At 43.2% G+C, this 22,634-nt stretch carries 17 protein-coding genes; 8 read left to right on the plus strand and 9 right to left on the minus strand.

What is annotated here, in order from left to right:
- Positions 1-359 precede the first annotated feature (359 nt).
- Entirely contained in the window at positions 360-935 is a 576-nt protein-coding gene (locus N39L_RS28065) for a late competence development ComFB family protein (protein ID WP_006620033.1), read from the plus strand.
- A gap of 205 nt (positions 936-1,140) precedes the next feature.
- Here the strand turns inward: N39L_RS28065 and N39L_RS28070 are convergent, their stop codons facing one another.
- Entirely contained in the window at positions 1,141-2,088 is a 948-nt protein-coding gene (locus tag N39L_RS28070; protein WP_006620034.1) for a calcium/sodium antiporter, read from the minus strand.
- Positions 2,089-2,399: 311 nt separating this feature from the next.
- On the opposite strand from N39L_RS28070, the gene argS reads away from it, so the two are divergent.
- Positions 2,400-4,157: an arginine--tRNA ligase gene (gene argS / locus N39L_RS28075; RefSeq protein ID WP_014277013.1), complete on the plus strand. Its 1,758-nt coding sequence runs from the start codon at positions 2,400-2,402 to the stop codon at positions 4,155-4,157.
- 290 nt (positions 4,158-4,447) lie between these two features.
- Here argS and N39L_RS28080 read toward each other — a convergent pair whose 3' ends face one another.
- The 3 genes from N39L_RS28080 to N39L_RS28090 all read right to left on the minus strand — a co-directional run bounded on the left by N39L_RS28080 (position 4,448) and on the right by N39L_RS28090 (position 5,794).
- Positions 4,448-4,951, minus strand: coding sequence for a hypothetical protein (locus tag N39L_RS28080; protein ID WP_006620036.1), 504 nt, complete (start codon positions 4,949-4,951; stop codon positions 4,448-4,450).
- Positions 4,952-5,054: 103 nt separating this feature from the next.
- Complete coding sequence (locus N39L_RS28085) at positions 5,055-5,405, minus strand: YtxH domain-containing protein (RefSeq protein ID WP_006620037.1); 351 nt, start codon at positions 5,403-5,405, stop codon at positions 5,055-5,057.
- Positions 5,406-5,494: 89 nt separating this feature from the next.
- Positions 5,495-5,794 carry a hypothetical protein gene (locus N39L_RS28090; protein WP_006620038.1) on the minus strand — a complete coding sequence of 100 codons (300 nt, stop codon included), beginning with the start codon at positions 5,792-5,794 and terminating at the stop codon, positions 5,495-5,497.
- 203 nt (positions 5,795-5,997) lie between these two features.
- Between N39L_RS28090 and N39L_RS28095 the strand changes: the two genes are divergently transcribed.
- Both N39L_RS28095 and N39L_RS28100 read left to right on the plus strand, forming a co-directional pair.
- A complete protein-coding gene (locus N39L_RS28095; protein WP_014277016.1) occupies positions 5,998-8,751 on the plus strand; it encodes a hybrid sensor histidine kinase/response regulator in 2,754 nt (917 codons plus the stop codon).
- Positions 8,748-10,607 carry an EAL domain-containing response regulator gene (locus tag N39L_RS28100; protein WP_014277017.1) on the plus strand — a complete coding sequence of 620 codons (1,860 nt, stop codon included), beginning with the start codon at positions 8,748-8,750 and terminating at the stop codon, positions 10,605-10,607. The genes N39L_RS28095 and N39L_RS28100 overlap by 4 nt, the downstream gene beginning before the upstream one ends.
- 41 nt (positions 10,608-10,648) lie before the next feature.
- On the opposite strand, the gene dtd is transcribed toward N39L_RS28100, so the two are convergent.
- The 3 genes from dtd to lpxA all read right to left on the minus strand — a co-directional run bounded on the left by dtd (position 10,649) and on the right by lpxA (position 13,139).
- Positions 10,649-11,110: a D-aminoacyl-tRNA deacylase gene (gene dtd / locus N39L_RS28105; RefSeq protein ID WP_014277018.1), complete on the minus strand. Its 462-nt coding sequence runs from the start codon at positions 11,108-11,110 to the stop codon at positions 10,649-10,651.
- 77 nt (positions 11,111-11,187) lie between these two features.
- Positions 11,188-12,291, minus strand: coding sequence for a CobW family GTP-binding protein (locus N39L_RS28110; protein ID WP_006620042.1), 1,104 nt, complete (start codon positions 12,289-12,291; stop codon positions 11,188-11,190).
- Positions 12,292-12,359: 68 nt separating this feature from the next.
- Complete coding sequence (gene lpxA, locus N39L_RS28115) at positions 12,360-13,139, minus strand: acyl-ACP--UDP-N-acetylglucosamine O-acyltransferase (RefSeq protein ID WP_006620043.1); 780 nt, start codon at positions 13,137-13,139, stop codon at positions 12,360-12,362.
- 445 nt (positions 13,140-13,584) lie between these two features.
- Between lpxA and N39L_RS28120 the strand changes: the two genes are divergently transcribed.
- The 4 genes from N39L_RS28120 (at position 13,585) to N39L_RS28135 (ending at position 18,367) form a co-directional block, all read left to right on the plus strand.
- Positions 13,585-15,795 carry a phosphoketolase family protein gene (locus N39L_RS28120; RefSeq protein ID WP_006620044.1) on the plus strand — a complete coding sequence of 737 codons (2,211 nt, stop codon included), beginning with the start codon at positions 13,585-13,587 and terminating at the stop codon, positions 15,793-15,795.
- A 157-nt stretch (positions 15,796-15,952) separates the two neighbouring features.
- The gene (locus N39L_RS28125; RefSeq protein ID WP_006620045.1) at positions 15,953-16,711 is read left to right on the plus strand and encodes an MBL fold metallo-hydrolase; all 759 of its coding nucleotides are present in this window, start codon (positions 15,953-15,955) and stop codon (positions 16,709-16,711) included.
- Positions 16,712-17,690: 979 nt separating this feature from the next.
- Positions 17,691-17,960 carry an AbrB/MazE/SpoVT family DNA-binding domain-containing protein gene (locus tag N39L_RS28130; protein WP_006620047.1) on the plus strand — a complete coding sequence of 90 codons (270 nt, stop codon included), beginning with the start codon at positions 17,691-17,693 and terminating at the stop codon, positions 17,958-17,960.
- Positions 17,954-18,367, plus strand: a complete 414-nt coding sequence (locus N39L_RS28135) for a type II toxin-antitoxin system VapC family toxin (protein WP_006620048.1) — start codon at positions 17,954-17,956, stop codon at positions 18,365-18,367. The genes N39L_RS28130 and N39L_RS28135 overlap by 7 nt, the downstream gene beginning before the upstream one ends.
- A gap of 319 nt (positions 18,368-18,686) precedes the next feature.
- On the opposite strand, the gene N39L_RS28140 is transcribed toward N39L_RS28135, so the two are convergent.
- Entirely contained in the window at positions 18,687-19,598 is a 912-nt protein-coding gene (locus N39L_RS28140; protein ID WP_014277020.1) for a peptidoglycan-binding domain-containing protein, read from the minus strand.
- Positions 19,599-19,750: 152 nt separating this feature from the next.
- Positions 19,751-22,171, minus strand: coding sequence for a sucrose synthase (locus tag N39L_RS28145; protein ID WP_006620050.1), 2,421 nt, complete (start codon positions 22,169-22,171; stop codon positions 19,751-19,753).
- Between the last annotated feature and the right edge of the window lie 463 nt (positions 22,172-22,634).

Genomic DNA, 22,634 nt, shown 5'->3' on the forward strand with positions numbered 1-22,634 from the left:
AATTGGATTGGTTAATATATATTGAGTATAAAATGTGACCAACTAGGTGTTCGTATAATTTACTATCTATTATAAATCTAATGTCACGATAAATATCAGGACTAAAAGTGCATCCCTAAAGGTGACTAGGAGGCTCATCCCCTATAGTCCTGTAACTTGTCCTGGGAGTATTTGTGGGTGGTTATACCCATGATGGGCATAACCCCTTATTGTATTGTGGTTCTTTACAAAAGGTTGGGATTTATAAAATTTGCTCAAAATTGCGTAAATTTTTGATAAGGGGACAGAGAATCTTGAGCAAATCCAGAAGCAATATGCTATTGATTTAAATATAGAACTATTACTATAGAATTGATTAAATGAATACTACTAACGATAACAAACCGCCAAAATACCAAAATGTGATGGAGATTTGGGTAGATGAAGAAATTGATCGTCAGTTAAAGCGTCTGTCGGAGAATTTACTAAAGTATATTAGTCGGGTGGAAGTAGCAACCTACGCTCTTAATCGTCTGCCGCCGTTGTATGCGTCTTGTCAGGAGGGTAGAAACAAACAGGAGCAACGAGCGAAAACCTACAGAAGTAAAATACAGGAAACGGTGCGTCAGGCGATCGCTGCTGTTCAGCGAGATCCAATTAGATTGTCTACGCCGTTGATATCTCCCGAAGAAGTCCAGTATGAACAAACTATCCGGGAGCTAATAGATTTGTTACCCAAACAAACAGATGCTCGTAACAGTGCAATTAAATTGCTCAAGGATGCGATCGCACCATTAGCATCTCCCCAGAGTCGTCCTACTCCTCCTCCCCCTCCGGCTCGCAGAACTGTAGCGGGTCGGACAGTTCCCAGTGAACCGCTTTTGAGTCACCGAGATATGATTCAAGAGCAGCTTAGAATTGCTCAAACGGTGAACCGTAATCCCTATGAGTCATAGGGAAGGGGGAAAATAGGCGATCGCAGTTGGTGACCAAATCGAAGAACAGCTTAAACTGACAAAAAAAAGCCAGCTCTGATGATGCTGACGTAGCCAAATCAACTTCAGACTCCCTTGACCTTTGTTAATCATCAGTAAGAGCGAAAAATCTCGCCCCTACTGATGACCGGCTATTGGTTTGGGGAGTTAGTCTGCTGGGGACAGTTTATAACCAGCCAAAAATGTGACCAACAAACCAACCGTAAAGCACAAAAAATAGCAATCCTTCCCATTGTGTTACCTGTTTATCTTGGGTGACAAAGAAAAACAGTAAAGTCGCCGCCAGCATGACCGGAAGAGCATTAATTAAGATATCATCAGGGATATCTAAAGGTTTAATCAGTCCCGGCACTCCCATAACGATTAAGGAGTTAAAAATATTGGAGCCGACCACATTTCCGATCGCCACTTCTGCATCGCCTTTTCTAGCGGCAGAAATGGTGACCACTAATTCGGGTAAAGATGTCCCCAACGCCACGACAGTAACTGCAATAATCTCAGTTCCCAGATTGAAGATTTCCGAGAGTTTAATAATTGATTCAATGGTATAGTTAGCGCCGACAAAGATAAAAACAGCTCCCAAAACCACAATCGCCACATTCACAATAACAAATCGAGTCGAGTTAACCTCATCGTCAACTTCAGGGTTATTATTCTGTTGACCTTCTCGGATAATATAAACCAGATAAATCAAAAATCCGATGAGACATAACAGAGCTTCTCCGGTAGAAAAAACATCATCACTAATGGTAAAATAGAGCAGAATAGCGGAGCCCACCAACATAGGTAAATCCACAGAAATCAGGTCATAATTAATCTTCATCGGACTACTGATAACGGCGGCGACCCCAACAATCAGAAAAATGTTAGTAATATTAGAACCAATAACATTACTAGCTACAATTTCTGAGGTATCTCGATAAACGGCTACCAGAGAAGAAACCAGTTCGGGAAGAGAGGTACCGATCGCCACAATGGTCACGCCCACAATAAAGGGACTCAATCCGAAAAATAGCCCCAGTTTACTAGCTGATTCTGTAAAGGAATCGGAAGCATAGATCAGAACCGCGAGACTAACTGCAAAAATCCCTATCCAAATAAGTGCTTCTAACATTTTGACTGCCTGTTGTCGATCAAGTAAATAGTGAGCCCCAAGAGAGCGCGGTTTAATTTAGGTCAATGTTCTATTTTATATGGCTTGTGTATATTTGGGTAAATGTAGATTATGTTCTGTGAAAAAAGACAGATTTAATAGTCCATAAATCCACATAACTTAACCGCGAATAGTTGACCTAATGCGATAAAATCAGCCAGTATGGATGTTGATCACCCTTGGGGATGGTCAAAGGGCCGATTTGTATATAATCGGTGAAAAATATCATCTTTTCTGTAATTCAAGCACTGCGTAATCGGCAGCCCAAAATTATGTCTTCTCTAATTCAACAGATGCGATCGCGATTTGAAACAGCCCTAACTGATGCCTTTGGGGAAACCGTCAGTGGGACTGATCCATTAATAGTTAACAGCAGTAACCCCAAATTCGGGGATTATCAGTGCAACGTCGCCATGTCCCTCACCAAAAAGCTCAAAAGTAACCCTCGCCAGATAGCGGGAACCATTATAGAGCATCTTCAAATTGATGATATCTGCTCCCCTCCAGAAATTGCCGGACCTGGGTTTATCAATTTGCGCCTCAAATCAGAGTACCTGGAAACCCAACTTAATGCTAAATTAACTGACCCTCGGCTGGGAATCGCCCCCAATCGAGACCCACAAAAGGTGATTGTAGACTTTTCTAGCCCCAATATTGCCAAAGAAATGCACGTTGGTCATTTGCGATCGACCATTATCGGGGACTGTATCGCTCGGATTTTGGAATTTGAAGGTCATCAGGTGCTACGACTCAATCACGTTGGCGACTGGGGGACACAATTCGGGATGTTGATTAGTTACCTACAGGAAAAATACCCCTCAGCCTTAACTACTGCTGATGTTTTAGATATTGGCGATTTAGTCGAGTTTTACCGTCAAGCCAAAAAGCGCTTTGATGAGGATGAAGAGTTTAAAGAAGCCTCTCGCGAGCAGGTAGTCCGTTTACAATCAGGAGCCGAGGATAGTCGCCGCGCGTGGGAATTGCTTTGTGAGCAGTCTCGTCGGGAGTTTCAACAAATTTATGATCGCCTTGATATTAAACTCACAGAAAGGGGTGAATCATTTTATAATCCCATGTTGGCGGAAGTGGTGGCGGATTTGGAAGCATCTGGGTTATTGGTGGAAGACCAAGGCGCAAAATGCGTATTTTTAGAAGGATTTACCAATAAGGAAGGAGACCCCCTACCATTAATCGTGCAGAAGTCTAATGGCGGCTATAACTACGCTACTACGGATTTGGCGGCGGTGCGTCATCGGATTAACACTGAAGGTGCTACTCGTCTAATTTATGTCACTGATGCGGGTCAGGCTAATCATTTCGCCCAGGTGTGGCAGGTGGCCCGTCGGGTGGGGTGGATACCCGATGGGGTGGATGTGGTCCATGTTCCCTTTGGTCTGGTTAAGGGAGAGGATGGGAAAAAGCTAAAAACTCGGTCTGGGGAAACTGTTAGGCTGCGGGATCTTTTGGACGAAGCGGTTAAACGGGCTCAGGAGGATTTGGAAACTCGCCTACAGCAGGAAGGACGCGCAGAGTCTCCAGAATTTGTGCATCATGTGGCGGAGGTGGTTGGTATTGATGCGGTTAAATATGCTGATTTGAGTCAAAATCGCACCAGTGATTATATCTTTAGTTTTGATAAGATGCTCTCCCTACAGGGTAACACGGCCCCCTATATGTTATATGCCTATGTGCGGATTCAGGGGATTAGCCGTAAGGGGAGTATTGATTTTGAACAGGTGGGGGATAGGGCGAGTATTCATTTACAAGACCCTTCTGAGTTGACTTTGGCTAAACATTTACTACAATTACATGAGGTTATCGATGCGGTGGCCCAAGAGTTGTTGCCGAATCGATTGTGTCAGTATCTGTTTGAATTGAGCCAGAAGTTTAATCAGTTTTATGACCGCTGTCCAGTTTTGAAGGCCGATGAATGCGATCGCTCTTCTCGTTTAGCTTTGTGTCACTTAACGGCTGAAACTTTGAGGCTGGGTCTATCTCTATTGGGGATTTCGGTATTAGATCGAATGTAAGAGCTTGGCTTAAACTTTACAAATTTTTGCATAAAGTTCACACAAGATGCTTGTTTTTTATGCTTCTATAGGTTATTATATAACTTATAGAATCCGAAAATACCTTTACCTAACTGGGAAAAACGGATAACTAGACTAACTATTAAATTGGGTGGTCTACTCGATATTTGACTGGACACTGATAGGGGGCTTTTTTTAAAGTTCCCTTTTTTCATGGCTGGGAATGGTTGGCAGTGGACAGGAAATAATTATTAATTGTCAATTAATTACCCGTTTACCATTGCTTTTTTTCAATCGTATGGCTGTCGAGTTTCGGAATTATAATCTTCATAGGAGGGTGAGTTTCCCCCTAACTGAAGTCGATCGCGATCAGATGGTAGTCTCTGGGACGAGCGTTCTGGGGGTAAACTGGGTTTGTGGGAAGGGCGACCTTTACCCGTGAAGGTTCCCCAACCGACACGGATACCTGCGACAAGACTCCCTGTGCCGATTTTTAGTTGTTTGGCTTGTTGTTTAGCACTGCTAATACTGCGATCAACTTGTTTAACTACTTGGTTGGCACTTTGGACTCCTTCGGCTACATCATCAGTCAGATCGCTAATTTCCATCCCGGTTAGGCGAATGGCCTCTAGGGTGGGAGGAAATTCCCTCGACAGGGTATCAGCTAATTTTTCGACGCTGCGTGCTGCTCTCCCCAAGGCGAGTATGGCGGGGAGTGCTGCAATTAATAAGGCGGTGAGGCTGACTGCAACCAATAATAGGGACAGTCCTACCCAAAAAATAGGATCAAGCACAACAATGGTAAAATTCGGCGAGAAGGGACAAGACTATGATATCGAAATTGGCGATCGCCAATGTTGATCGACCCTTGTATCTTTAGACGATATTTTGGGCTTTTTAACGGCGATCGCTTTTCGTCTCCTGGGGTTCAGCCAAATTCCGACTCTCAAGTTCCGATAGAGTCTGACGTTCGATCTGACTCGCTTCTAGTCCGGCGGCGATCGCTTCTTTAAGTCGCACTAGGGTATCATCCCAACTCCGCCAAGCTGATGCTGACACTCGTTCAGCTTGATTTTGGACTGTGGTTGATACATCTTCCGCTAACTCCGGGAGAGTCGCCGCTGATTTTTTTAATAGTTTTCGAGTCTCGCGACCAGAGCGCGGCGCAATCAGTAGACCCACTACTGTACCAAGGGCCGACCCAATCACTAGACCACTAACAAATAATCCAGAACGGTTTTTTGACATATTTTTTGAGCAATATCTGTAAATTCATCTTAGGCAATTTGTTCAACCTTGAAAAGTGACATACTACCGAGCCAGTCCCCTATTTGATTCTATCTCCTGCGTCGTTGCCACCGCCACAGGCCTAGGCCCAAATTTAACAGGGTTAATATTTTCTGAAGCTGTTGGATTTGGATCTCCAGACGCAAATATCGCCCTTTCAGATTAGAACTGAGGACCTGTTGCTTTTCAAAAACATGGGTGGTCTGTTGCAGAACCGTATTTACCCGTCGGTCTAGCAAAAGTATCCGGCGTTCTAGGCGTTCTAGTTTATAATGAAGTCTCCAAGTCCGTCGGGCTAAATAAAAACAGCCCATAGCAATGGCGACATTCATTAAAACAACAATCCACATTTTTCTGGTTCAGTTACATACAAGACATTATACAAGATGAGTGGTTGAATTTAAACCATTTCGGCTGACTTTTGATACAATAGTAGTAGTCAAGTATCCTTAGTATTTATTCCTAGTTTTAAGTTGACTTGATGCCTGACCATAACAGCAGCAGTTAACCTGCTTGGTCGTGAGTATTGGTATTTGGGGAGAACCATTGTCAAGTGTTCCGTAACTTTTTTGACCATTTGCCACTACAGTTTTTTCTGATTGTTCCTTTTGTCACTCAGATTTTTGTCGCTGTTGGCTTAACTGGCTGGCTGTCCTGGAGTAATGGCGAGCAAGCTGTTAATGAAGCCGTTAATCAGCTTCAGGACGAAATTACTAATCGCATTGAGGATAAACTTGATCAGTTCTTGATGACTCCGAATTTGATTAATCAACTTAATCACGATCATCTATTGTCCAATAATTGGGATGGGCAATATAGTCAACAAATGCAAAAATTATTTAGGAGCCAATTAGATAATTTTGATTTAATTGACTCTATTTTTTGGGGCAGTCAAACTGGTGAATTGATCGGGTTGGCACGCATTGAAGGTCAACAACCTCACTTAATGGTGTCGGGAAAAAACACTAATGGCAACATTCAATTTTGGAGCCTGGATGAATCAGGAAATTCGGTGATAATGGTCAATGAAACACCCGATTTTGTGGTGACAACTCGGACTTGGTATCAGGCGGCGATCGCCTCTCAAGATGGCGTATGGGGGGATATTTTTTCCTATCATGCCTACCCGAGAATGGCTTTAGCTGCTAGTGTCGCAGTGCGGAATCCTCAAGGAGAAATAATTGGGGTATTTGGTAGCAACTTTTTCTTGGATAAAATTAGTGATTTTCTGCAATCTTTAGAGGTTTGCAATTATAGTAAAATTATCATTGTCGAAAGGTCTGGATTGCTGGTAGCTAGTTCTACGATATCACAGCCATTTAAGATTGAAAATCAACAAGCATCCCGCATATATATTAATCATAGCCAAGATGATTTAATGCCACAAGTATATAGATTTTTGATAGATAATTTTGGCAGTTTATTTAATATCAATCAACGCTTAAATAGTAGATTAATAATCAATCAAGAACGCCACTTTTTGCAGGTTTTACCCTATCAGGACAATATGGGTTTAGATTTGTTGATTGTAGTGGTTATTCCCGAGTCCCATTTTATGGAGAGGATTCACAGTAACGCTCGTTCCACTTTGTTGTTATGTTTATTAGCCTTAATTGTGGCAATTTTCCTTGGTGTTTACACTTCCCGTTGGATCGCAGAACCGATTTTACAATTGATTAAAGCTAGTGAAGCGATCGCTAACGGAGAATTCACCCATCGAGTCGATATTAAAAAAATCAAAGAAACCGAGCAATTATCCCAAACTTTTAACCAGATGAGTTCCCAGCTACAAGAATTATTTGAAACCCTAGAAATCCGTGTCGAACAACGGACAGCAGAACTCCGACAAGCCAAGGAAAACGCCGAAGTTGCCAATCAAGCTAAGAGCCAATTTTTAGCTCACATGAGCCACGAACTCCGTACCCCCTTAAATGCAATTCTTGGTTTTACTCAACTGATGATCCGCCAAATTAGCTTAGAAAATAATCATAATCTGAATAATTTTAGAGACCATCTTTATATCATTCAACGCAGCGGTGAACATTTACTACAACTCATTAATGATGTCTTGGATATGTCCAAAATTGAGGCGGGTAAAATCTCCCTTAATATCAACAACTTTGACCTGTGGAGTTTACTAGACTCCCTAGAGGAGATGTTCTCTATCAGAGCCGCATCGGAAGGATTAAAATTAATTTTTGTGCGATCGCCGAATCTCCCTCGTTATATTAACAGTGATGAACAGAAACTACGACAAGTGCTAATTAACTTAATCGGAAATGCCGTTAAGTTTACCGAAAATGGCTCTGTCACTCTCCACAGCCAAGTTATTGACCCACCTAATCAAATTGACAACCCACAGCCGCCGCCGATGGTTTTACAGTTCACAGTAGAAGACACCGGACCAGGTATTGCACCCGCAGATATAGACCAACTTTTTGAGCCATTTCTACAGACAGAAACTGGCCGTAAATATCAGCAAGGAACTGGCTTAGGTTTACCCATTAGTCAACAATTTGTTCAGTTAATGGGGGGTGATATTTCCGTATCTAGTACCCTAGGGGTCGGTAGTGTGTTTAAATTTAAGATCAGGGTCAGTCTAGGATACCCAGAAGAGATAGCAAGTAGTCAACTCCAGCATCAAAGGATTGTTTCCCTCGCTCCAAATCAACCGAAATATCGGATTTTGGTTGTCGATGACCGCGAAAGTAACCGACAGCTTTTGGTTAAATTCCTCAGTCCTTTAGGATTTGAGGTACAGGAAGCTGAAAACGGCCAAGAGGCGATCGCCATTTGGAATCAATGGGAACCTCATCTAATTTGGATGGATATGCGAATGCCAGTTATGGACGGCTACGAAGCCACTACACAAATTAAATCCTATTTAAAAGGTCAAGCCACCGTGATTATTGCTCTTACCGCCAGCGCCTTTGAGGAAGAACGTGCCGTTGTCCTCTCCGCTGGATGCGATGATTTTGTCCGCAAACCTTTTGAAGAACAGATTTTGTTTGAGAAAATGGCTAAACATCTAGGTGTTCGCTATATTTATGAACAACAGATAAATTCTCAGCCTTCATTACTGGTTCAACATCAACCCCTAGAGGCGAATTGTTTGATAGTGATGCCAAAAGACTGGATTCTGCAACTTCACCAAGCAGCCACTGAATTAGATGATAAGCTAGTTCTACAACTTCTTGAAGATATTTCTGAAGACCAAGTGGCACTGAGGGAAAGTTTAATTGATTTGGTTGAAAGGGTGCGGTTTGATATGATTCTTAGTTTAACTCAATCGGCATTGAAGTTATGAAATCTGATGAGGTGAGTATTATTCCTGGTCATATATTAGTAGTTGATGACTTTCTGGAAACCCTTAATCTTTTGACCAATTTGTTAGAAGAACGCGGTCATAAAGTTCGGCGTGCTATTAGCGGAGAAATGGCATTAATGGGAGCAAAAGCCAATCCTCCCGATTTGATTTTGCTGGATATTAATATGCCTGGGATGAGTGGCTATGATGTTTGTCAACAACTGCAAGCTGAACCAACTACACAGGGAATTCCGGTTATTTTTATTAGTGCTTTGAATGAGGTTTTTGATAAAGTTAAGGCTTTTGAAGTTGGCGGGGTAGATTATATTACTAAACCCTTTCAGATTGAGGAAGTTATTGCTAGGATTGAAAATCAAATTGCTCTCAAACAGGCTCATAAGCAAATTCAGCAGCTTAATGCGGAACTGGAACAGCGGGTTCTACAACGGACTGAAGAACTCGAGTCCGCTAATCAAGAATTAAAGAAAATGAATAGTCTTTTAGAGAGGGAGATTCTTCATCACCAACAAACACAAAGTAAACTGCTACATATGGCTTCCCATGATGCCTTAACTGGTTTACCTAATCGTGTGTTTTTTATGGATAAATTGATGCAAGCAATATCTGAAACTAAACAAAATCCAGATTATCGCTTTGCGGTTTTATTTTTGGATTGCGATCGCTTTAAAGTGGTTAATGATTCCCTTGGACATTTAACAGGCGATCGCCTATTAATTTCCTTAGCCAGAAGACTGCAATTAACCTTAAAAATGTCTCCCACTAATTTAGCTAGATTTGGAGGTGATGAATTTACCATTTTACTCGAAAATATTCATAGTACCCAAGCTGTTACTGTTATCGCTGAACGTCTACAAAAGGCTTTAACTTGGCCGTTTCAACTAGATGAGCAAGATTTGTTTTTAGAGGCTAGTATTGGTATTGTTATCGGTACATCCGAATACACCGAACCCGAACAAGTCTTGCGAGATGCTGATATTGCTATGTATAAAGCCAAAAGTCAAGGTCGCGGCTGCTATCGGTTTTTTGATGGCACAATGCACAATGATGCTCATCGAAGATTCCAGCTAGAAAATGACCTGCGACTAGCAATAGAAAATAATCACTTTTTGCTCAACTATCAGCCAATTATTGAACTCCAAGATGGCTCTGTTATGGGTTTTGAGGCTCTTTTGCGTTGGCATCATCCAGAGCATGGCATCATTTCACCCGCAGAATTTATTCCCATAGCTGAGGATACTGGCTTAATTATTCCCATTGGTTTATGGGTCTTAGACCAGGCAGTTAAACAGTTAAACCTGTGGCAAAAAAAAGGATTAATTACTCCTCAATTTCGCATGAGTGTTAACTTGTCAGTTAAACAGTTTACCCAGCCTTATTTAATTGAAGAAATTGACCGGATTTTGGTTAAAAATAACTTTCAAAGTTCTTACTTGAAGCTAGAAATAACCGAAACGGCAATTGTAGAAAATCCCGAAGCTGCTCGACAACTCTTACAACAGCTTACTCATCGTAATATCCATTTAAGTTTAGATGACTTTGGCACCGGTTATTCCTCCCTAAGTTATTTACATAGGTTTCCCGTTAACACTTTAAAAATTGACCGTTCATTTATTACTTGTATCGGCACACCTAACGAAAACCTACAAATTGTTGATGCCATTATTACCCTGGCTCATCAATTGAAAATTAACGTGGTTGCAGAAGGTATAGAAACCGCCGAACAACTCGCTAAACTTCGCAGTTTAGGCTGTGACCAAGGACAAGGTTACTATTTTTCTAAGCCAGTGGAAAGCATGATGGCTGAGGACTTGCTCAAACAGAGAATCTTATGTTAAACTTGAAATAGACATCAGACAATGGTCTAGTTATGTGTTGTTTAATGTCCCTCAGCTTCCCGTTCTAATAACAAGGTGACTGGACCATCATTTTCAATAGACACATTCATCATAGCTCCAAACTCACCTGTAGCGACTTTTAAACCACTTATTCGTAGTTTTTCAATAAATAACTGATATAACTTTTCGGCGGCTTCTGGAGGCGCTGAACGGTCAAAGGATGGACGGCGACCCTTGCGACAATCTCCGTACAGGGTAAACTGACTCACCACTAATAATTCTCCCCCAATATCTTGCACTGACTTATCCCAGCGTCCGCTATGATTATCCGGGTCGGGAAATAATCGCAAATCGAGACATTTTCGAGCCATCCAGTCAACTTCAGCTTCTGTATCTGTGGCTGAAATACCGACTAGCAGATTGAGTCCTTGATTAATTTTACCAACAATTTGACCATTAACTGTGACCTGTGAAGATTTGACTCTTTGGATAACAACTCGCATGGGATATTGTACAGTTAGTGATTGCTTGATGTGACTGGGAAGGTGGGCAACCATAGAAGGTTGCCACTACTATCTAATTACCTAGAAAACCCTTGACCGCGAGTTGGGGAAGGTTTACAGAAACAATTTTCAATCTGAGTTTTTAGGGTGGCTTTATCTAGGTTTTGACCAATTAACACCAGTTGGGTTTTGGGGGAACCTTTCCACTCATCATCATCAATGGAAAATCGCTTACCGCTGAGGTGAAAAATATGACGTTTCGGACTTTCATCAAACCAGAGAATTCCTTTGGCGCGAAATATATTAGCTGTTAATTGATTGTCTAAAAAGTATTGAAATTTCCGCAGGGATAGGGGGCGATCGCTTTCAAAGGAAATCGAAGTAAAACCATCATTTTCTAAGTGGTTAGAATGATGTCCATGGTCATGGTCGTGGTCATGGTCATGGTCATGGTCATGGTGGTGATGTTCGTGTTCATGGTCATGGTGGTGATGGTCTGATTCTTCTGTGTGGTCAAAATACTTATCAGACTCAAATAAACCGACACTGAGAATCAAAGGAAGGGGAACTTGAGAACGTTTAGTCCTGAGAATGCGAGCATCTTTTTTCATGTCTCGGAGGCGAACTTCCAGCAGATCCACATCAGCCTCATCTACCAAATCAGTTTTATTGAGGATAATAATATCCCCATAGGCGATTTGACTCTCGGCGGCTTGACTATTAAACAAATCCAAACTAAAGTTTTCACAGTCTACCATAGTGACAATAGAATCGAGGCGAGTCATGTCTCTTAATTCCGTCCCCAGAAATGTCAAAGCCACGGGTAGCGGGTCAGCCAAACCTGTAGTTTCAACCACCATATAATCGACTTTTTCCGGGCGTTCTAGGACTTTGTAGACGGCGTTAACTAAATCTTCATTAATGGTACAACAAACACAGCCATTGCTGAGTTCTACCATAGTATTATCTGCGTCGGTAGCCACAATTAACTCGTTATCAATGCCGACTTCGCCAAACTCATTCACCAAAACGGCTGTTTTTAAGCCTTGTTGGTTGGAGAGTATGTAGTTAAGAAGGGTAGTTTTACCGCTACCGAGAAAACCGGTAATAATTGTCACAGGTAAACCGGGTTTGGGTTCGTCCATTGTCTTTTCGGTATGGGGATTGACTGCTGATTGCATAGCCCTACTGTCCAAAGTGTTAGAAACTGGAGAATCTCCAGTTCTTATTTTATCGCAATTACGGGATTTTATTTAATGAATTTGCATAATCCTCTCTCGGAGGTGCGGATAAATTCGCACAACTCCCGGACTAATTCTGAGTTTAGCTCAGATTCTAGTTTTTCGAGGGCTTGAGAAATATTGAGATTTGACCTATATAGGATTTTAAAGGCTTGCTGAAGTTCTCGGCGCTGTCCTTCGTTGAAGCCAGACCGTCGCAGTCCGACGACATTCAAACCCATGACGGTATTAGTGCTAAGGCTGCGGGTGATACAGAAGGGGGGAACATCTTTTTGGATAGCACAGCCGCCAGACATCATGGCTAATCGCCCAACTCTGGTAAACTGGTGAATGAGACAGTTACCGCTGATAAAAGCCCGATCGCCTACTTGTGCATATCCAGCTAATAGGGCTCCATTGGCAATAATCACGCGATCGCCCACTTTGACATTATGACCTACATGGGAGTTAGCCATCAATAGGCAATCATTACCCACGAGAGTCATTGAACCTGCTTTAGTGCCGCGATGGATAGTTACACCCTCACGAATTACACAATTATTGCCTATTTGGACTGAGGATGGTTCGTCCGAGAATGCTAGATCCTGGGGTGTGTCCCCCAATACTGCCCCAGCATGAACTTGGGTGCGATCGCCTAGGGTAGTTCCACATAGAATAGTAACATGGGATGCGATCGTGCAGTGGTCGCCAATTGTCACCCCTGCTTGAATATAGCTCAGTGGTCCAATTGTTACATTCTCGCCTAATGTTGCACCCGGTTCGATTATAGCTGTGGGGTGAATTGTCATCTCTCGATAGAAGGTTTGATGGGAGACGACATAATCATACCATTACTGCTCAATTGGTGGGTGAGTTGATTTGTATCTGTCATCAATTAATGATTATCAATGGGTCAGACCCTACCAGCTACCAGCTAAACCGGGTCAATGAATCATTATCAATTGTTAATTATTAATTATCAATTATTGATTAGTCAATCGATTAAATATAGTTGACAAAATTACCGAAATGTGATACATCAAAACAGCAGACAATATTGAAAGGCTAATAAACAGCTAAACATAGAGGCGGGAACAATCGTAGGGTGCGTCAGAGGGATAACCTATCGGGTCAAGGGCAAATTTTGTTCATCTGAGGCACCGCCTTTATTTAAGGCGGGAGAAATTCGCCCAATTGTCCGGTAAAATAAATTACCATATTAATCAAAACCGGAAAGGCAATTAGGTATAAAGCATGACCGCAACCACATCAAAACCAGTTTCCGCCCCCGAATTTTGTCAGGGCATCCAGTATTTTAGCGAAACATTCCCCAGATTAGAAACTTACGGCCAAAAGCCAGCCATAGCCGAGGGTACAGTGGCTATTTCTGACCCTAAAGACCCAGTAGCAGTGTATCAAACCCTGCTATATGCGGACGCGCTGCGATACTTAATTCTACAGGTAACAGGTAGTAAGGCATCAGGACACCCAGGAGGTTTCGCCAGCCAAGCGGAAGCCTATGCAGCTTTAGTCATGCTGGGTTATAAAAATATTATTACGGAAGTGGGACACCATGCGCCTGGCTTCTATAGCGCGGTTTTCCTCGATCGCTCCTTAGAAGACATGGAAATCTACACGGTGCAACAACTGCGCGATCGCTTCCGGGAAATGCACGGACTGCTGGGGCATCTTTCCGGTTATATTCCGGGTCTACTGAACCCCGCCGGACCCCTAGGACAAGGGCAGCATTTCGCCATGGCTGCGGCTCTGTTACACAGGGACAAACTCTTCCCTTTCACCCTAGGCGATGGTGGTATGGGAGAGCCCTATCCGATGAGCAGTATGGCGCATTTTAACACAGCCTATCCTAATGTAACGAACTTCCTGCCCATATTAGTGTGGAATGGCTACAGCCAGGAACACCACAGCATGGTCTCCACTAAAACCAATGAGGAAATGATCGCCTATTGGAAAGGTAACGGCTTTAAAGAAGTCCTGCTAGTCGATGCTAAAGACTTCGACGACCAAAACCAACCGGGAGATTATGTTGATAGTACGGCTTTTTCCATTGATCGGCGCATGGCTTTCACCCAGGCGGTGATGGAAACAGTAGACAAAGCGGCTAAATTTGCCCTAAATGGTACATTGACGGTATTTATTATTAAACAACTGAAAGGGGCGGGTGTTCATGCGCGGGGTGCGAAATCCCACAATCTCTATCCCGGAGATACCCTCGACAGTCCCCATATGATTAAGGCTCTCCAGGAGCGATCGCTACCAGTAGCCGCTTGGGAGTTGGTGCGTAAAAACATTGAACGAGCAGGGGGTGGTCCGGCTTCTAAGACAGTGGTAACTGAGTTTGAGTACCCGATCGCCGATTTGGGTACACTCCCCTTAGAAGAGTATACAGTGGGCGGTGATCCGAAAGTGGCAACTACCGCTATGGGGGCGATCGTCGGTCATGTAGGCCAAAAAGACCCCCATTTTCTGGTCACAAATGCGGATGGTAACGCTGCTTCGGGTATTAACAACATTAACCAAGCCCTGAAAATTATTCACCCTACCCCTGATGATATCTATTTCCAGGGACCCAATGGACAGGTTTATGAGCCCCTCAGTGAAGACGCTTGCGCCGGAATGGCTGCAGGTTTAGCCTTGATGGGCGCACGGACTCTGTGGTGTTCCTACGAGTCTTTTGCTATCAATGGTTTACCAATTTGGCAAACTGTCACCCAGGCGATGGCTGAGTTGCGGCACCTCACCCCTTCCACCATTACGTTATTTACCGCTGGGGCTCTGGAACAGGGACGCAATGGCTGGACTCACCAACGCCCGGAAATTGAGGCTTATTTTGCGGCTATGTTACGCAACGGTAATGTTTTCGCTCTGTTTCCCCCAGATGCTAATAGTATCCAGGTCTGTTATCAGTGGGCACTCAATACTAAAAATAAGGGCATTACTATTACTGCGAGTAAGTCTCCTTTACCGATTCGTACCACCTTTGAACAAACCCGCCAAGGCTTGCGAGATGGGGCGGTGATTTTGGAAGAGGTAAAAGGTGATAAAACCGTGGTTTTTGCTGTCATTGGAGATATGACTTTAATCCCCGTTTTTGAGGCGGCGGCTTACCTGGAAACTGAGGGAATTGGTACTCGCATTGTCTCAGTGATTAACCCCCGCCGTTTGTATCGTCCTACTGATGTAGCTTGGGATACTTGTTCGGAAGCTGATGGGGATTTTATCAGTGATGAACTGTTCGAGAATTTGTTTGGTGGGGATGCTTTGATTGGGGTGACAGGCGGCGCTAGTTTGATGCTGGAGCCGATTATGTTGCGTAGTAATATCCGCCGCGATACTTTCGCCTGGAAACGGGGAGAAACTACTTCTAGTGCGGGTCAGTTGATGGCTTTTAATGGCTTGACTGCTGAGACTTTGACTAAAAGGGCGATCGAGTTAATCCACTAGGTTTAACTGGTTTTTCCTGGTGTCCGTTGGGGGGAGAGGAGTATTACAGTTTTCGGTCATTCTCCCAGACTCCCCCTGCTTCTTCCTAAGACTCGACACCGATAATGCTCTGATTGGTGTCACAATAGAATCTTGATGTAATCTGCAATTATGCTTTATGTATCTAACTTGGTTGGACAGTAACTCTTGGTTAGTGGAGATGGCTGGTAAGTCTATCCTGATTGACCCTTGGTTGGTGGGGTCTTTGGTGTTTGGTAATTTACCCTGGTTATTTAAAGGGGAAAAACAGAAAACTCGCCCCCTTCCCGATCGCATTGATGCTATCCTGTTGTCTCAGGGATTGGAAGACCATGCTCATATTCCTACTTTAAAAATACTGGATAAAAATATTCCCGTCGTCGCTTCCCCCAATGCGGCTAAGGTGGTGCGAGAATTGGGCTATACTCAGATTCATTCTTTGCATCATCGGGAAACTTTTAAACTGGGCTCCAGCCTGGAAATTAGGGCGGTTCCCGGTTCCCCAATTGGTCCGACTTTGGTGGAAAATGGCTATGTTATTTCTGATACTACTACTCACCACAGTCTCTATTATGAACCCCACGGCTACCATTCCCCCACTTTGAAAGAATTGGCTCCCATTGATGTGGTAATTACTCCTATTATGGATTTGGCTTTACCCTTGATAGGTCCGATTATTCGCGGCACAAAATCTGCCCTAGAGTTAACCAAAATGGTACAGCCACAGGTGATATTACCAACCGCCGCCGCTGGTGATGTCTCCTATGAGGGATTATTAGTTGCGGCTTTAAAGGTAGTCGGAAACCTAGAAGATTTTCGCTCTCTCATCGCTCGCCATAACCTCAAAACTCGCGTGCTTAATCCTCAGCCAGGTGAACGCTTTGCTATTGATTTATAGTTGGCTTCCCATAGAGGCGATCGTATTTTCCCCCGGCTGGAATTTCTGAAAAGTGAACCTAGATGGCCAAAAAAAAAATTTTTCTGGGGGTGCGATCGCTCTTTTTTTTGAGAAACCCCTATCTTTTTGGGGGGAGTCCGTGCTACACTATAATATAATGGGAATAGTTGCAAAAATAATATTTTTGGTCGCATCCGATTATGTAACATACCCCTATGATACCCCCCTGCAGCCGCCTTGTCAACCCCTTTTCACTTGGGCGGCCGGGCCAAAAAAAAATTTTTTCTGGGGGTGCGATCGCTCTTTTTTTTGAGAAACCCCTATCTTTTTGGGGGGAGTCCGTGCTACACTATAATATAATGGGAATAGTTGCAAAAATAATATTTTTGGTCGCATCCGATTATGTAACATACCCCTATGATACCCCCCTGCAGCCGCCTTGTCAACCCCTTTTCACTTGGGCGGCCGGGCCAAAAAAAAATTTTTTCTGGGGGTGCGATCGCTCTTTTTTTTTGAGAAACCCCTATCTTTTTGGGGGAGTCCGTGCTACACTATAATATAATGGGAATATTCGCGAAAATAATATTTTTGGTCGCATCCGATTATGTAACATACCCCTATGATACCCCCCTGCAGCCGCCTTGTCAACCCCTTTTCACTTGGGCGGCCGGGCCAAAAAAAAATTTTTTCTGGGGGTGCGATCGCTCTTTTTTTTTGAGAAACCCCTATCTTTTTGGGGGAGTCCGTGCTACACTATAATATAATGGGAATATTCGCGAAAATAATATTTTTAGCCGCATCCAATTATGTAACATACTCCTATGATAGCCCCCTGTAGCCGCCTTGTCAACCTTTATTCATTACTTTTTGATATACTCGATCGCAAAGCAGCAATTTTGGTGGCGAGAATGCCAGCTTGTCCGATCATCAATACCCTTGCATCCGGGCTAGGGTCATCAGTGCAAATATATAAGGATCTATGTCTCCCTCCCAGGAACAATACACCGTTAACCTAGAAGAAACCGGCGAGTTAATGATTCCCGAAGCTGTGCGGAAACAACTGAACCTGCAAGGGGGCGATCGGCTCACTTTAACCCTTGAAAAAGATGGCAGCCTGCGTCTGGTCAGTTGGCGTGAGCAAGTCCAAAAACTCCGGGGAATTTTTAAAGATATTTCAAACGGTGTAAGTCTCGCCGACGAACTGATTCGAGAACGGCGTTCCGAAACACAGCCGGACGACCAATGGTGAGTCAAAATCCCCGTGCTTTATTGGATGCTTCAGCTTTACTGGCATACTTACAAGACGAACCCGGTGCAGATGATGTTGTAGATGCTTTGCTGAAAAAAGCAGCTATCAGCGCCGTAAATTGGGCAGAAACTCTCTCGAAGCTGGCTGAACGCGGTCAAGATCCTGATGTGGTCACCACTCAATTAACAGAACAAGGTTTACTTGAGCGAGCGTTAATTATTTATCCAATAGATGGAGAGCTGGCGCGGGATATTGCCAAGCTAAGAATACCAACTCGCGCCCTGGGACTTTCTCTGGGCGATAGAGCTTGTCTGGCGTTGGCATTGAAGCTAAATTTACCCGCACTTACGACCGATCGCGCCTGGTGCAATCTCGATTTGGACATAGAAATTCGAGCGATTCGATAATTATATTAATGTGCCTCAATGTCCTGAGAATTGGGGCTATCGCATTTTTCCCCAGCCGGGAATTTCGGAAAAGTAAACCTACGTGGCCCAAAAAAAAAATTTCTGGGCGCGCCCCCGCGCTTTTTTTTTCAGAAAACCCTATCTTTTTCTGGGAGTCCGTGCTACACTATAAAATAATTGGAATATTTGCGAAAATAATATTTTGTCTAACATCCGATTATTTAATATACTCCTATCATAGCCCACTAGCGCCGCCGTGTCAACCCCTATTTACTAGGGCGGGCCATAATTTTTTTAAAAAAAGCGGCAGGTTGATCACCTAGTTAGAGCGATCGCCTAAAACCTTCCAAGTTTTGTCATCTACAACCCCGGTAGATTCTAAGCCCATAGCCAACTGAAAATCAGAGACAGCAGCCAAAGTTTTGGGGCCAAATATACCATCAACAGGACCCGGATCATGTCCAGTCAACTCTAGGCGAGTTTGCAGAGTTTTGACTTTGGAACCGCGATCGCCTTGTTTAATGAGAGTTTCTGCTATAGTCTGCTGGTGAGGATCTTTTGAGAGAGCCTGCCAAGTGCTGCGATCAACCACTCCAGTAGGTCGGAGACCCTTAGACAATTGAAAGTTAATTAGGGCTCGCTCAGTGCGGGGGCCAAAGAGACTATCTACACGACCCACAGAAAAGCCATGTACTTCCAGGCGCTGCTGTAAACCGGCTACCTGTACCCCTTGGGTTCCTCGCGCTAAGGTCATTTCCCTAGGTCGGATCTGATTTTCTTCAGGTTGATAGAAAGGTTCAGCAAAGGTAGTTTCTTCGCGAATTTCCTCATGGGGTTGATGGAAAGGTTCAGCAAAGGTAGTTTCTTCGCGAATTTCCTCACGGGGTTGATAGAAAGGTTCAGCAAAGGTAGTTTCTTCGCGAATTTCCTCACGGGGTTGATAGAAAGGTTCAGCAAAGGTAGTTTCTTCGCGAATTTCCTCACGGGGTTGATAGAAAGGTTCAGCAAAGGTAGTTTCTTCGCGAATTTCCTCACGGGGTTGATAAAAAGGTTCCGAGAAGGGACTTTGATTATCCGAGAAACGCCTGCGATCTTGAGTTAGGTTGAGAAGTCGTTCAACTTCGGACTCAGCGATCGCCGATGTAGTCCCGGACGTGGCGATCGCGGGACCTGTAAAGCCGGGAATTGCTAAAGCCATCAGGCCAGCAATGATAGCAGTTTTGATACCCATAGGACTAAGTGTGCGTGTTATGGTTTGAGGTTATAGCTGTTAGTTAAGCGTACCAGATCGTATTCTAACATCCGGATCGGTTTTCCGACAGCCTCCAACCGATCCAAAATCGCCGAAATCTCTTACCAAGTTCGCCGGGACTAGACCCATTTCTAACGTTGTAGATGCTGTTGCAATAACTCCTGGCACCTGGGTTTATAGATCAAATAGAATAAAGCCTCCAAATAGCGCATCATATCGGCGCGTTTTTCCTTAGAGACATATTTCCAGAACCCATAGACGCGGGTAAGAGTCAACAATCGAGAAGTGTGTATTTTCCAGGTATAGCTACTGTAAACCCGATCCATTCCCCGTTGAGAAATTTCATTCCAGAAACCGATATTATATTGACATCGAACCAGAAACTCATCTAACTTGGCAGCAGTCTCGTCATAGTTAGTGGGGTTAATGTAAAAGCCATTAATTTTATCTTTGATAATTTCCAGAGGGCCCCCGAATTGAGTAGCAAAGGTAGGTAAACCGGATATCATGGCTTCTAAAATAGTTAACCCAAAGGCTTCAAAGAGAGCAGGTTGGACAAAGATACCATGATGGTCAGCAATTACCCGATACATTTCTCCGGTATCAGTTTTAGAAAGTCGGACACCGAGCCAGCGGACTTTATCATAAAGATTATAGTGCTCAATGAGATGATACATCTTTTTAATTTCTTCGGCTTCTTCATAGTCGCTCGAATCTTCTACCCGGAGTTTTCCAGCAATAAAAATCAAGTTAGCTTTTTCTTGCAATTCGGGATGTTGACCATAGCACTCTACCAAACCCGTGATATTTTTAATTCGGTCTAAACGAGCGACTGAAAATAGGGGCGGCTTGGTTGGGTCAGCCAATTTACCAAACACTTGGTTAGGGTCATCTAGGTAAAAAATCAACTCTTCTAGCCGTTGGCGATCGCTGGATATGCGTTCTTCCGTGCGAGTATAGGGGAAGAAAATAGTCTCATTTACACCAGGGGGAACCACATTAAATTTAGGGCTAAATAGTTCAATACCATTGACCACATGATATAAACCGGGCATAGTATAAGACTTATAAGACTCATATTGACCCACACTATCAGTAGTGCCAATGATTTCTTGATAGGTACTGCTAATAATGAAATTAGCGGCATTCATAGCAATTAAATCTGCGGTAAATTGCAAGGAGAAATGATATTTATCATCCATATCCTGCCAGTACAAATCACTAAACACATATTTAGATTTTTCTAAAGCATGAGCCACATTACACTGAATAACATTCAGGCGTTTAGACAGCAAAAATGCGACTAAATTACCATCAGAATAATTGCCAACAATCAAGTCAGGACGACCTTGGAACTCCGCCAAAATTTCAGTTTCCGCATCAATAGCAAAAGTTTCTAGGTAAGGCCATATCTCAAACCTAGATATCCAGTTTTGGGTAACATTAGGGTTAAATTCCCGGAAGGGAACCCTGAGAATCCAGGCATTTTTAGTCCCATAAACTTTTTCTAATCGTTGATCACAACGAGTCCCATCACTATGAGGAATTAAACGAGTTAAAATCATCACTTTGGGTTGGACTCCCAAAACACTCAAGCCGGAGAGTTTCAATTCTTCCTCGAGTTCCATTTCTAAGCTACGCGCTTGGTCTAAAATATAGACAATTTGACCCCCCGTATCAGGACGACCTAAGACTCCTTCCTGAGCAAACCAGCCATGAATAGAGACTAAAACGATACGGAAAATCATGGGAATCCGAGCGAGGAATGCTTCTAATACTTGATGGTCGGGAGAGTCCAGAAGTTCGTCAAGTATTTCTAGGGTTTCCAAAGCTCGTCTGGCGGTATTTCCCCATCCGGGTTCAAAACCAATTTCTTGCAATTCAAACCGGAATTTTTCGTAAGGTTCTTTTGGAGAACGTTTATTAAGTAATGAAATGGCTTTTTTAATGGCGTAGGAAAGTTGGTTTTGATTAGTGATGCGATCGTTAATCAGTAATTGTAAGCCATTATAAGAATGGAGGCTGAGAAATTGATACAGAGATTCCAGCCACTGATTAGAGTCTTGAAAGAGTTTGCTGGATAAATAGCGGTTGAGATAACGGACACCTTTACCAATATTTTTCGAGTCTCGCAGTTGGGGAGAATAGTCATAAAAGGGGCCAAAGTCTATGGCGAAAACATTGCCATCATGGGGATGGTGATGGTCTACGAAGTGATCGCGTAAATCCAGCAATTCCTGAACACTCATCACATCAACCGATAGATCAGGTCGGAGACGAAACCTTTCCTGGGTGGCTATCTGGGGACGTACAATCAAGCAAATACTTTCATTTTCGAGAATAATTTCTTGGGTATAGTAAATCAGTTTACTGAGGTGAGAACTATCGACAAAATGAGCGGCTTTTTGAAATTTTAGGCAATAATCAGCAAAGGCTTGTAGAATATCATTGCGGAGTAAATATCGCTTCTCGGAGATTCTCAGTTCACTATAAAATTGTCGCAGATCCTGTTTCTCATCGCTCTCAATTACGTTCTGAATCAGTTCGGACATTAAAAATTCTCCTGATTAGTTTGTTGTTAATGGTGTGGTTGTCCCTAACCTAGTCTTGATTTATAGGTCTTCGTTTGCTGATCACACATCTTACCCAGTATAGATTTTGGCTGGGAAGGTTTGACAAAAATTTATGGTGATATGGTGATATGTTGATGGGTCTTATATGGATTTTGGCTATTCTCTGATTTCCCATATCTGTCAGGGAGAGGGTTGGATGCTTAAATATCCCTCAAATGGGGGGTTATGCTAACGGGGGTGACTCTTGTTGGGACAATATACCTCGGGGGTGGGCGCTATCTCATCAAAAATGGTGAAATGATGATTTAGATCCTGATCCCCCGGGAAGGCGATCGCATTATTTCATAGAAATATGGTAGTTTTCTATGATTTAGCTTTCCCCCTTATACCTGGGTCCCTAATCTGCTGTTAGGTATAGTTATGATCCGAATTATTAGATTAA

It is taken from the genome of Limnospira platensis NIES-39, from assembly GCF_026000695.1.
GTDB classification, from domain to species: domain Bacteria; phylum Cyanobacteriota; class Cyanobacteriia; order Cyanobacteriales; family Microcoleaceae; genus Limnospira; species Limnospira platensis.

Excerpts from the sequence above, each read along its gene's own strand:
- N39L_RS28065 (WP_006620033.1), top strand. The coding sequence starts at position 360 with ATGAATACTACTAACGATAACAAACCGCCAAAATACCAAAATGTGATG.
- N39L_RS28070 (WP_006620034.1), bottom strand. The coding sequence starts at position 2,088 with ATGTTAGAAGCACTTATTTGGATAGGGATTTTTGCAGTTAGTCTCGCG.
- argS (WP_014277013.1), top strand. The coding sequence starts at position 2,400 with ATGTCTTCTCTAATTCAACAGATGCGATCGCGATTTGAAACAGCCCTA.
- N39L_RS28085 (WP_006620037.1), bottom strand. The coding sequence starts at position 5,405 with ATGTCAAAAAACCGTTCTGGATTATTTGTTAGTGGTCTAGTGATTGGG.
- N39L_RS28090 (WP_006620038.1), bottom strand. The coding sequence starts at position 5,794 with ATGTGGATTGTTGTTTTAATGAATGTCGCCATTGCTATGGGCTGTTTT.
- N39L_RS28100 (WP_014277017.1), top strand. The coding sequence starts at position 8,748 with ATGAAATCTGATGAGGTGAGTATTATTCCTGGTCATATATTAGTAGTT.
- dtd (WP_014277018.1), bottom strand. The coding sequence starts at position 11,110 with ATGCGAGTTGTTATCCAAAGAGTCAAATCTTCACAGGTCACAGTTAAT.
- N39L_RS28110 (WP_006620042.1), bottom strand. The coding sequence starts at position 12,291 with ATGCAATCAGCAGTCAATCCCCATACCGAAAAGACAATGGACGAACCC.
- lpxA (WP_006620043.1), bottom strand. The coding sequence starts at position 13,139 with ATGACAATTCACCCCACAGCTATAATCGAACCGGGTGCAACATTAGGC.
- N39L_RS28120 (WP_006620044.1), top strand. The coding sequence starts at position 13,585 with ATGACCGCAACCACATCAAAACCAGTTTCCGCCCCCGAATTTTGTCAG.
- N39L_RS28125 (WP_006620045.1), top strand. The coding sequence starts at position 15,953 with ATGTATCTAACTTGGTTGGACAGTAACTCTTGGTTAGTGGAGATGGCT.
- N39L_RS28130 (WP_006620047.1), top strand. The coding sequence starts at position 17,691 with ATGTCTCCCTCCCAGGAACAATACACCGTTAACCTAGAAGAAACCGGC.
- N39L_RS28135 (WP_006620048.1), top strand. The coding sequence starts at position 17,954 with ATGGTGAGTCAAAATCCCCGTGCTTTATTGGATGCTTCAGCTTTACTG.
- N39L_RS28140 (WP_014277020.1), bottom strand. The coding sequence starts at position 19,598 with ATGGGTATCAAAACTGCTATCATTGCTGGCCTGATGGCTTTAGCAATT.
- N39L_RS28145 (WP_006620050.1), bottom strand. The coding sequence starts at position 22,171 with ATGTCCGAACTGATTCAGAACGTAATTGAGAGCGATGAGAAACAGGAT.